Consider the following 11,601-nt stretch of genomic DNA (forward strand, 5'->3'; position numbering starts at 1 on the left):
GTGGCCGACGCGCGGTGGGAACACGATGCGGATGAGCGGGCTGGGAACCGTGATCGTATTATGGCCTTGCATTCGGTTGCAGCTCCCGTGAACCGGCCCGTGGAGGTCTGGAGCAATTTGCGGTCGCGCCCATTGTTTGGTGCCGCGACTGCTTTGGCGGCTCGGCTCATTCAGATGGGATCGACGCTGGCTCTGGTGCCGATTTTGCTCAGTCACCTGGGCTCCGAGCAATTCGCAGTGTGGCTCGCCGCGAGTTCCTTGATGGGAGCCTTTGCTTTCATCGATTTGGGAATAGGATCGAATCTGGTCAATCACATCGCGGTCTCGAAGGGAGTTTCCGCTAGCGCGCGAACATATGTTTCGAATGCGTTCGTGGTCCTTTCATTGTTCTCGCTCGCGAGTGCGACGGTGGTATGTCTGACGTTCTTCTCAAGTGGGACGGAGAATGGCTTCATTCATTTTCGAGGAGCTGGAACCTGGAGCGCGTTCTTTGTGACGTGTCTGACACTTTGCATCGTGGCGCCGCTGAGCCTGATTTGGAAAATCCGACTTGGCCTCGGTGAAACCGCGATTCAAAGCCTTTGGGATGCCTTCGCCTCTCTAGGTATATTTTGCGCGATCATTGTCAGTCTCTGGTTCAATGCAGGCATCGTCGCTGTGGTAGCCTCGTTTTGCGCCGTGCCGCTACTCGTGCATTGTCTAAATGGCGCTCAATTGTTTCGGCGGTACCCTGATCTGAAACCAAGTCATTCGCTGGCAAGTGCCGGGAAGCTTGCAGCTGTACTGAAATCAGGCTCTCCGTTCCTGCTCGTAAACGCGATCAGTGCTATCAGCTTTTCCTTCGATTCTGTCTTGGCGCTTCACCTTCTTGATGCGGAGCAGGCGGCTCGATTTGGGGTTGCGCAGAAGATGGCGATTGCGGTCCAGACGTTACTTTCGATTGGCCTCACTCCATTCTGGCCTCAGTTCCGAGCCGCAACGGCGGAACAAAACGCCCGTAGCGCAGGCGGAATTCTGATCTCCGCCTTTGCACTAGCCTTGCTCATAGCGGGTTCTGTCTCGATGATGATTGTCCTCTTTGGAGACGATGTCACGCGTCTTTGGACGCGTGGCGCGATATCGCTTCCAAATGACCTGATCGTCGGCGTTGCGATCTGGATTCCGGTTTTCGCCGTAAACGCGGTGCTCACGTCACTAATGAGCGTACCGTCCCTACTGCCTGTGCAGGTGAAACTGGCGAGCTTATCGGGAGTATGCTGTTTTTTGGCTAAAGTCATTTTGGCAGGGGCGTGGGGTGGATCTGGGTTGTTCTGGGGAAATAGCTTCGGCCTGTTTGCCTTTCTGATACTCCCTGCATTTTTTGTTATTGCGCGAGACCTTCTCAGGATGAAACAGGCGAAAGGGCGATCAAGGTGACGTCGAAAACAGACAATCTCAACCTAAGGGTCGCGCACTTCACCGAGGCGCCGATGGGAGGGGTGCTTGCGCATTTGCAGGAATTAATCGCCGAGCAGATCAAGGATCCTGCAATTTCTCAAATCGTGGTCTTCGGTCCCGACGTAAATGACGCGGGTCTATCAAAGCTGGCTCATCCAAAGCTCGTGATCAAGTCGTATCCATACGTTGGACGATCGATGCGGTCTATGATCAGATTCCTCTTTGCCGCGAGCGCGTTGATTCAACGCTTCGAGCCCGATATCGTTCATATCCATTCCACCTTTGCTGGACTTCTCGTGCGTCCGGTTGCGTTCTTGCGGAAGCGCCGTCCAACCGTCGTTTATTGTCCCCATGGTTGGGCGTTCTTGCGGGATTCAAAGGCAAACCGGTTATATGCGTGGCTCGAGGCGGCGTTGTCACGCCTATGCGATGGTGTTGTTTGCGTATCGTCCTCCGAACGCGACGCGGCTGTTTCGGCCGGCATTGCTGTTTCGAAATGTACTGTGATTCTAAATGGAATCGCGGATGAGACGACACCGCCAGCGAACTCAGCGCTGGGCCTTCGGAGGCCAATGAAAATTCTCTTCGTAGGTCGTTTCGATCGACAGAAGGGATTTGACGTATTTCTCGGTGTCATGTCCGAGCTTGGCAACTTGGCTCAGGGCTTTGCGGTGGGTGACTTCGTTACCGATGTCACGACCGCTCTAGAAGTCCCAGAGAATGTCGAGCTCCTCGGTTGGAGAACTCGGTCGCAGGTCGAAGAGAGTCTGGCGACGGCTGATCTGCTCCTGATGCCTTCTCGCTGGGAGGGGTTGCCCATGATCGCGATCGAAGCGATGCGAGCGGGCCTTCCGATCTTCTCCTCGTCAGTAGGAGGGCTTCCGGAGCTTGTCGAGGATGGAGCGACCGGACGGCTGCTGAGGAGCTTGCGACCGTTGGATATCGCGAATGCGATACGTGCCACCAGCACTGAAGAATTGCGAAGCTTCGCTCAAAACGCCCATCGACGGTTTAGGACGCACTACACGGCCAAATCAATGGCTGAGCGGACAAAGCAACTCTATTTGGATCTCTTGGGAGCTCATGGTTCTTTCTCGCAAGAAGCCGTCGCCGCGGCTCGAAGCAATGCAGAAGACCAAAAACGAATCCTCCAGTGCTCCATCGATAGCGCGGACGGCCGCCCGTAAACATCTCGAGCCCGCGGTTGGCTGCTCTGCGCTGCTCACTGCATTAAGACTGGGGCAAGGTTACCGACAGCTCCTACTGCCTTTCGATTTCATTAAGGAGCGGTGCGCCCGGGCAGGGCAAATCGAGCAGTCGTGGGCGAATGGTTGTTAAACGTCAAATTAAGCACATCGATTAAAGAGCGCTCGGTTTCCTTAAACCGAAATCCGCTTCTGCCACCTACAGTGCGCGCGTCCAGTTTGAGGAGCGCCAAAGGTGTCCAGTTCAACTTCCACTGCGGGTTATGCGATCAATTCCGCAACGAGCACGGCGAGCTTTATCAATTCGATTGGTGTTGCCGCCCACCTTGCGACGTACGATCCGACTCACGTCCTGAGCGAGTTATCCTATCTTGGCATTTCGAGTGTCCGTGACGGCATCCCGCCCGCCAATGCGCTTTCGACTTATATCGCGCTGGCCGAGACCGGAGTCCGTTTTGTTCTTCTCGAGTCAAATTCCTTTTACGCGGATCAGGCGAGCCAGGTGAATGCGGTCGCCGACGTTTTGCGCGCAGATGCTCTCGCAATGGCCGTGCCCGGCAGCATCATTGCGCTGGAAGGGTCGAATGAATACACGACCAACACCTACTATCTCAACGGAATTTCCTCCAAGGGAAATCTGAGCTGGGGCCTGGCGGACACCGCCGCGTTGCTGGCGGCCGTGCGAGCCGACCCGCTGATGGCCGGCGTCAGCGTGATCGCTGCCTCCGAGTGCAGCACAATGGCGATCCCGTCCCTTGGGACATCTGGGGACGCTTCGAACGTCCATGTCTATGGAGGCATCGGCCAGCAATTGCAGGATGGTATCAATGCCTGGGTCGCAGCCGCTCGGGCGTCCGCCCCCGACAAACCTGTCTACATCACCGAAACCGGCGTCTCCAGTTCGGGTTTTAACACGTCGACCTGGGGCGGAGGCGTGGCTGATGCCTACACCCAGGGCATCATCGACACCAACGCGCTGTTGGATGGATACAAGGCGGGCGCCGCCATCACGTTCCTGTATGAGCTGATGGACGAGCCTAACGCGTCGAGTGCCCAAGAACAGCACTTCGGCCTATTCAACGCCGACGGGACCCCGAAGCCGGCCGCGGTAGACATTAGCAACCTGACGCATATCCTCCAAGACAAGGGTACGCCACTCACATCACCCGGAACTCTTGCCTACAACATAACCGGTTTGCCGAGCACCGCGTCGTCGATGCTGCTGGAAAAGTCGAGCGGTGCCTTCGATATCGTTCTCTGGAATGGCAATGCCACACTTTACAACGGCACCAGCGTCGTGACGCCGCCAACATCGGAAGTGACGATCAGTTTGCCCAGTGCGGCTTCAAGCATCAAGATTTTCGACCCCATTAAAGGGACTACCGCCATTCAGACCGTTTCGAACGCTAGCAGCGTCACGGTTGGCTTGTCGGCCGATCCGATCATCATCGAGATCGAGCAATCTAGCACGATACAGCCCACTCCGCCGGCGGCGCCCCAGGCGCTGACTGATCCCAGCATCGTGAACGGATACGTCAACGCGGCGCACAACACGGCGCAACACGCGATCACCGGGACTGCCGAGGCTGGCGTCGTGGTGACAGTTTATGACAATTCACTCGCCTTGGGTTCGATCGCTGCGGATGCCAACGGAGGCTGGAGCTTTGTCCTGGGCGCATTGGCGGACGGTTCTCACCACGTGACGGCCGTCGCCTCGAATGGATCCGGCCCCGGCCAAACGAGCACGGCCAGCGCCCCTCTCGACTTCACGGTCGATACCGTTGCGCCGGTCCCGGGTGTCGTTAACGTGGTGCAGACCGGTTCGAACTCAGTCACGATCAGCGGCATCAGCACAACCGATTCGAGCGTTTCAGTGTACGACAATGGCAAGCTGATAGGGACGACGTTCTCCTCGGCCGGCTCGTGGAGCTTGACAAGCCAGCTGTCGAAGTCGGCCGTACACAGCCTGACACAGACCGCGACCGACGCAGCCGGCAATACAGCGAGCGCTCCTGGCGTTACCCTCTACTCTAACCAGGTCAGCCAGGCTCTGAATGGCGGAGCGGGCGCCGACGTGCTCATCGGCCGTAGCGGGGACAAACTGACCGGCGGTGCCGGCTCAGACACTTTCGTCTTCAATGCGGGCTTCGGTAAGGAGGTGATCTACGACTTCACTCCAGGCACCGCCATAACGCAGGGTGACCACATCGCCTTCAGCCACGAGATGGTGCCGGACTTCGCCCACCTGTTAGCCGACGCCCGTCAGGTGGGAGCCAACGTGGTCATTACCGTCGACAAGGCGGACGTTCTGACCTTGAACAACGTCGCGTTGTCGAACCTTCATGCGGCCGACTTCAGCTTCATCTGACACTTGTTCGGCGATCGGCCGTGCGCCCCCAAGCCAGACAGGGCGAACGGAGGATCGTGGCGTCAGGAAGTTGCTGGCTCGGCCTCCCGAGCTTCGGTCGCGAACTGCTCGCCTTGGCCTCGCGTCCAAACTATCGAGTCGCGCTTTGGAACTGATGTGCGCTCACCATTGGCCGAGTTTAGTCGGGGAATTCGTCGAATTGCGCGACCTGCGCAAAAGTGCGGCCGCCCGGCTTACGAGGAAAACGGGGTACCCTGACGTGTCTGATCGCAGCTCTTCCGGTATGCGAAGCATCTCATACAAAAGCATCACCGGATCGCTCATCCAGAATTTTGCGTCGGCCGCGGCTCCGCGTGGAATGCGTCCGGAGGTCAACACGGCAGAGACAATCGCATCGGGCGTGTAGGCTACAGTCCTTGCCGGCGTCCCCGGCAGATGCTGCGCTGACACGGCAAACTCCGGCAGATTCAGCCCAGCCAGTAAAGTCAGACACATTTTATTGTAGAATCTCGGGTTGCATTCCAGCAAGAAAGTCCTGCCGTCTTCCTCAAGTCTTGCATCGAAATTGTAGATTCCACTACAGTTCAATTTTTTCAATATTCGGCTTACCGCGTTTTCCAATTCTGGAATCGGCAAGACCCTGTAAATTCCTGCTTCCAGGCGATGACAAACCGACGCTTTGATTTCGCCCGCTTCGCAGTACACGCTAATTCCGACATCTGTGCCCGGGACAAATTCCTCAACCAGTACGGTCCCGTAGGCCAGGGATTCCAGCGCGCTGTCGATCTTGCCTTTCTCGACCCTAACCACGCCGCGGCCTCCCTCCATCGCAAGAGGCTTCAGCATCACAGGCCATTCCATCTGACAATTTTCGATTTCCGGGACGATCGATCCGGCGTCTTCGACGACGAACCCGCGGGGGATCCGAACGCCTTCAGCTTGGCACAAGGCCCGGAAGGCGCCCTTGTTGTCCAAGATCCCATGCTGGGATGCTTCGGGACAAGGAAAACACCTGGCCTCCAAGGCGGCCTTGTTGGCAATCAGTGCCTTAAGAGCGGGCGTATCCGCAGCCGCGACCATATCCACGCCGAGACGTGCGACAGTGTCATTGATTTCGCCAACAAGCAGTTCGGAAGTTGTTGCTACAAATTCATTTTTCGCCAGAACGAAGGCTTCGATGAAACGGGACCTTGACAGCGGTTTCGACCGTTTCGTCCCCATGACGCTCACCCGAAAGCCTGCTGCGTGAAAGCATCGTAGGCCTCTGTAAGCAAGCGCATACTGCGATGCGAGTAGCAACACGTGCCTAACCGGCCGCATTTTCAGATCGCGCTCTTCGAGACTCAAGCTGTGACGACTTTCATTCATCGTCAGGAAATCAAGTCGGTGGCCGTCAATATCGAGCATGGGCCTATCGCCACGTTTTTCATCCAACGATGGTTGGATTTCAGGAATTCTCTTCTGCGGGCAAAATACCAAAACGAGAGGCAATCAACGTCACAGAACTGGTGTCTTATATATTATGGTATTTCGGTTTTTCATTACCAAAGGCAAGCGGCAGTCTTTGGTCGGGGTCAGAGGCGCAATTCAGCTAGTAATAGGTATGAGCGTTACGTGAAGCATCCGGATGAATCGTTCCGCCAACGCAGTAAGGCCGATTGCAGCTGCCCGAGTGGCGCTTGATCTTTGGACAGCAGCCAACCAGGGACGACGTTGGTAGACTTGACGAGCTTCATGACGCGATCAGGATGAATACCAAGGCCGACCGCTGAGAACGGCCTGAGAACAGCTGCTGTAGCTTTCACCGCAGATTGAGGAAGCAAAAGCTCTTTCGCATTGGGGAAGTAAGTCGTCCGAAACGCCGTAACAATGTCCTCAATCGTATAGCGATCCGGGTAACACGCGTTGAACAAGACGAAACGTTCCGGACACGATCGGGCAAATTCGATGGCTTTGATCAGATCCTCGACATAGAAGCAGCCCTTGATCGTGTCGCGTCGGCCCGGATAAACAAAGAAGCCCTTCTGCAGTAAAGTTGCTAGCCGGGTAAAGTTCCCGTTTTCTCCTGCCCCGAAAACGACCGCTGGTCGGCTGATGACTAACTTTCGATCCTCGTTCTCTGTCATCCATCCTCGAAACACCTGTTCGGCCAGGAACTTCGATCTGCCGTAACTAGAGCTCGGCGCAGGAGGGGTATCTTCCAGCTTGATATCTTCACCAGGGCCATAAACGGAAATCGAGCTCGTGAAGACGATTTGCGGCACATGCTTGCGTCTGGCCAGTGCCGCGATCTCAATGGCTCCTCCGACGTTGGTCTCATAGTACTCGTGGTCGGGATGCCCAGGTGTGCGGTGTACCGCGGCAAGATTGTAGATGGTTGCGATCTCGTCTTGCGCATCAAAGTTGCTGAGGTCGCGCACATCACCGATCTTGTATTCCACGCCAGAAACAGGTGCGGTAGGCGTCCGTAAATCGACGCTCACAATTCTGGCTGTGGCGGTCTGTTGTAACCTACGTAGCAGATGCGTTCCGACGAAACCGGAGCCACCAAAGACTAGAATGCTTTTTTCCATTGGCCCCTCAGCCGCAGCCTCTATTGCTTTTCAGTATGCGTTTGGATCGCGTAAGCTTGTAACTGCCGTCAGAAGTAGGATCTTAAGATCAAGTCTGACGGCCCAGTTATTGATATACCAGATGTCGAGCTCGACTCTCTTTTGCATCAGCTCGAGCGCGCTTATTTCTCCGCGGTAACCATTAACTTGGGCCCAGCCGGTGATGCCGGGCTTCATATGGTGGCGGAAAGCGTAGTTGCCGATGATCTGCTCATATTCGGTGTTGTGGGCGGCCGCATGCGGGCGGGGGCCGACCAGCGACATGTCGCCCTTCAGCACGTTAAACAGCTGCGGCAGTTCGTCGATTGAAGTCTTGCGCAGCCATTTGCCGGTGCGAGTGACGCGCGGGTCGTTTTTCTCGGCCTGCCGGATCGTCGGGCCGTCCTCGAGCACGCGCATGGTGCGGAACTTGAAGATTTTGAAAGCGGCCCCGTTGAAGCCATTGCGGGTCTGGCGGAAGAACACGGGGCCCTTCGAGGTCAGTTTGATCAGGACTGCGGTCGCCAGCATCACGGGCGCGAACACGATCAGTGCAAGGCTCGCGCCTGCCAGATCGAAGATGCGCTTGAGCGCGCGCTCCTTCCAGGACAGCGGAGCGCGCCGCAGCTCCACCGTCCAGGTGTTGCCGGTGCTTTGCAGCGGATAGCGCAGGAAACGCGCGGCATGCACATCGGGCACCAGATGCACCGGAATGGGCAGGATTTTCAGCGCGTCCAGAATGCTGTCGATCGCGTGCTGCCGGCTCCAGCTCATCAGCAGGAAGACGTGCTCGATCCGGTTCTCCCTAGCGTAGGCGATCAGCTCGTCCAAGCGCGGCGCCATGGTCGAGAGTAACAGCGGTGAAGCGAGCTCCTTCGAGCGGATCTCCATGATTCGCATCAGCCGGTAGCCGTGCTGCGCGATATCGATCATCGCGTGGGAGGACGCCGGCAGGCCAAATTCGGCGATCATGATCGCGCGGCTGTTGGCAAAGGCACCGGTGCGCAGCGCATGCGACGTCCAGCGCGCGACGACCGCCTTCCAGATCAGCAGCACAGAAAGGCCGACGAGGTAGAACGAAATCGTCCAGGCGCGAGAAAATTCGTTGCTGACCTTCATGGTGAAGGCGATCGCCAGCAGAGCGCAGAAGACGCCTGTCCAGGTCGCGAGCGTCATGCGGAAGGTGCGTGGCAGGTTGGTAATGGTCTTCAGGCGATAGCCATCCTGGACCGTTATCAGCAACGCGAAATTAATCGCGACCAGCGTGCTCGCCGCGGCATAGATGACCACCTTTCCGACTGCGCTGGCGGTCGCAAGGTGGTAGCCGACAGCGCAGCCGATGGCGCTGATGATGACAAGCGCAATATCGACATAGATGATGATGCGTTCTACGACTATAGGTCGCATCCATCTAGGCGCTAAACTTTGAGATGTAGCAGAATCCGCCCCCAGGGCGCGAATTTCCGCTGCAGGATCAGTAGCTACCGCCGGTCGAGCCGACAAAATCGTCATCGTACCCAAGCCCACAAATATCAATTCAGTATTCCAATGGGCCGAGCTATCAGCCCAAATCGCAATCAACACAAGGCAAAGGAAAAGGTAACCTTACCCCAGCAGGTGGATACTAGCGCATCTTTTACCTTCGCCGATATATTAGTTCCACGATTCATTTGGGAGGTTCTCTCCGTGCGTCAGGCGCGGCGCCGGGTCCGACGAAAGTCCAGTCTTTTCATGGCGATGGGCCTTGCCGCGGTTGCCATGCTGGGCGCGGCCATCATTGTGCTGCGCCCCGATTCGGCGCCGCATCGGCAGGCGGCGGCAGTCCCCGTCCAAGCGAGCGTCCTATTAGATGGACCACACGGCTCGCGCTTTGCCGGCGAGTTGGCCGCGTCCAAGCAGGGGTTTTTCGCGACCCCGATCACGTTCCATCCCCATCCGAATGACCCCACCTTCGTCGAGACGGTCGCGCGGGAACATGCCATCGGCGTAACAAGTGGCCAGAAGTTTTTGCTGGCGACTTGGCGTGGCGTACCCGTGACCGCTTTCGGGGCAAGCTTCCTGGATACCTCTATCGGCATATTTACCCTGGAAAGCTCCGGGCTGCGCCGACCGGCCGATCTGATCGGCAGGCGTGTCGGCTACCAAAAGGGTGCCGAGGGGGATGTGGTCTTCGATGCGATGATGGCCCAGCTCGGGTTGCCGCGCAGCCAGATTACAAAGCTGGCCGATCGCGACAGCTTCGATGCGCTTCGTGCCGGCGAAGTGGATGCAATCATTGCGGCCATTAATGACCAGCCGAATCCTTCTGGCCCTGGCTACGTCCGGCTCAACGTCATCAAGCCGCAGGAATACGGCATTCACGTCCCAGGGCTGGTGTATTTCGCCAGCAACGATCTCATCCGTGATCGACCGTCTATTATAGCCGACGTTCTCCAGGGCCTCATCCGAGGCTGGCAGTTCGTCTATACGGACTATGCACGCAGCGTGCCTGTTCTCGTAGGTCTTGACCCCGGCAAGCTGAAATCCGAGCGCTTGAGATTCGAGCTGGAGCAACAGCGGAGCCTCGTCCTGCCGATTGGCGGTCGGATCGCGGATTACGACGAAAGCCGGTGGCGGACCCTTCGTGATATCCTAATCTTCGCGAATCTGGGCGAAGAGGAGGTGCCCCTCGCCCAAACGGTCAACTACCAATTCCTTCGCGACGCTTACCGTCGTTCTCCCGATCTTACCGCACCAGGGGCGTGGAACGGGGAGAACTAGGGGCCCGGAAGCCACACTTGCGTGCCATATCGCCCCAATTCCAAAATCCGGGCTCCGGATCGGTTGCGTTCGTGCCTCCGGAGTTGGTAGTCTGGCCAAGCTGTTTTAGGCCGTTTCTAGGGCGATTCACGGAATCTCCTTCTGCCAGGGACGCACCAAGCTTGGAACTTGCGCGGCTCGACGAGGATGGTTCCCGGTCTGGGGCAAGGGAGCTTTACGAATGTTCAAGACGGTTGCACGGCTCGGCGTTTTGGTGATGGCCGCTTCCTTCTGCGCGGTGGGTGGTGCAAACGCCGGCATGCAGATGCCCGGGACGGCGGCACTTCTTGCCAGCGAGAGCGGGGCGACGCCGGTCACTTTCTGGGCCCAGCCCTACCCCTACCGTTATGTGCCGTGGCGCCGATGCCCGGTCGTTCGGGTTGAGACGCCCTATGGCTGGTACCTGGACCGCGTCTGCGCGCCGATGGGGCCAGTGCTTCGTCGCGCTTACTGAGGGCTCAGTTTAAGGCAGCTTGATTCGTGCAAGCGCTTAGCTGCACATACAGCCGGTAGCGTGTGTTGACTTGACGCCATCCCGATCTAAGCGAGTATCTCCGCGAGCACGAGCTGACCTAGTTGGTTCGCCATAGTTCAGATGGTTGGATTGTGGTTGATGTTGCGATCAGCTGGGCTCAGCATTGGGTCTTGGTTGCGCTTAGGTTCGGTCTGAACTGATCAGCTTTTGAGTCCAATGTGGAAAGTGGCTTGTGGTGCATCCCAGCACGTTGCCCCAACGTGCGGCGACATAATCCGAAATTGGTACGCAACCGTTGAACCGAGGCGCCGTTGGCACAGCTTTCCGTCTAGTGGCGAGAGTAAGCCGCGGCGGGGGCAACCGATCGAGGCACCTTCACATTGCCTGTCTCTGGGAATGGAGACGAAAGGCACCGCCGCCAGTCGTGGGGAGCAGCCCAAGCCGCAAGTTATTCCTTGTTGCATAGCTTTCGGCTCCAATTGGGGCCTCCATGGCATAAGCTGGGAGGCTTGAAGAGGCGAGAACCTTTTCGAATGGTCAGGCGATTCTGCATTCAAAGCGTTTGCCAAGGGCGCGTGTGTGTGTCGGTTCGTTGGCCCTCACGCGTGAGACCGGTTCGCGAGGCAGGCGAATGATGGCTAGACTCACCGTAAGCACCCGGTGAGGGCCGCCTTCCTAGATCATGTTCGAACGTGAGATGCTTTGCTGATTAATTTGCCAGCAAAT

The 11,601-nt window shown here is 57.4% G+C and carries 8 protein-coding genes; 5 read left to right on the forward strand and 3 right to left on the reverse strand.

Annotated elements, in window-relative coordinates:
- Positions 1-60: 60 nt before the first annotated feature.
- The 3 genes from JQ632_RS18240 to JQ632_RS40295 all read left to right on the forward strand — a co-directional run bounded on the left by JQ632_RS18240 (position 61) and on the right by JQ632_RS40295 (position 5,010).
- On the forward strand, positions 61-1,416 hold the full coding sequence (locus JQ632_RS18240; RefSeq protein ID WP_212403945.1) for a lipopolysaccharide biosynthesis protein: 1,356 nt from the start codon (positions 61-63) through the stop codon (positions 1,414-1,416).
- A complete protein-coding gene (locus JQ632_RS18245; RefSeq protein WP_212403946.1) occupies positions 1,413-2,624 on the forward strand; it encodes a glycosyltransferase family 4 protein in 1,212 nt (403 codons plus the stop codon). The genes JQ632_RS18240 and JQ632_RS18245 overlap by 4 nt, the downstream gene beginning before the upstream one ends.
- A gap of 253 nt (positions 2,625-2,877) precedes the next feature.
- Positions 2,878-5,010: an Ig-like domain-containing protein gene (locus tag JQ632_RS40295; RefSeq protein ID WP_212403947.1), complete on the forward strand. Its 2,133-nt coding sequence runs from the start codon at positions 2,878-2,880 to the stop codon at positions 5,008-5,010.
- A gap of 162 nt (positions 5,011-5,172) precedes the next feature.
- Here the strand turns inward: JQ632_RS40295 and JQ632_RS18255 are convergent, their stop codons facing one another.
- The 3 genes from JQ632_RS18255 to JQ632_RS18265 form a co-directional block, all read right to left on the reverse strand.
- A complete protein-coding gene (locus JQ632_RS18255; RefSeq protein WP_212403948.1) occupies positions 5,173-6,417 on the reverse strand; it encodes an ATP-grasp domain-containing protein in 1,245 nt (414 codons plus the stop codon).
- A 203-nt stretch (positions 6,418-6,620) separates the two neighbouring features.
- Positions 6,621-7,583, reverse strand: a complete 963-nt coding sequence (locus JQ632_RS18260) for an NAD(P)-dependent oxidoreductase (protein ID WP_212403949.1) — start codon at positions 7,581-7,583, stop codon at positions 6,621-6,623.
- Positions 7,584-7,613: 30 nt separating this feature from the next.
- Positions 7,614-9,113: an undecaprenyl-phosphate glucose phosphotransferase gene (locus JQ632_RS18265; RefSeq protein ID WP_249152197.1), complete on the reverse strand. Its 1,500-nt coding sequence runs from the start codon at positions 9,111-9,113 to the stop codon at positions 7,614-7,616.
- 174 nt (positions 9,114-9,287) lie between these two features.
- Between JQ632_RS18265 and JQ632_RS18270 the strand changes: the two genes are divergently transcribed.
- Both JQ632_RS18270 and JQ632_RS18275 read left to right on the forward strand, forming a co-directional pair.
- The gene (locus JQ632_RS18270; protein ID WP_312015623.1) at positions 9,288-10,361 is read left to right on the forward strand and encodes an ABC transporter substrate-binding protein; all 1,074 of its coding nucleotides are present in this window, start codon (positions 9,288-9,290) and stop codon (positions 10,359-10,361) included.
- A 220-nt stretch (positions 10,362-10,581) separates the two neighbouring features.
- Positions 10,582-10,854: a hypothetical protein gene (locus JQ632_RS18275; protein WP_249152199.1), complete on the forward strand. Its 273-nt coding sequence runs from the start codon at positions 10,582-10,584 to the stop codon at positions 10,852-10,854.
- Positions 10,855-11,601: the final 747 nt, after the last annotated feature.

The sequence above is a fragment of the Bradyrhizobium liaoningense genome (genome assembly GCF_018130955.1).
In the GTDB taxonomy this organism is placed as follows: domain Bacteria; phylum Pseudomonadota; class Alphaproteobacteria; order Rhizobiales; family Xanthobacteraceae; genus Bradyrhizobium; species Bradyrhizobium liaoningense_C.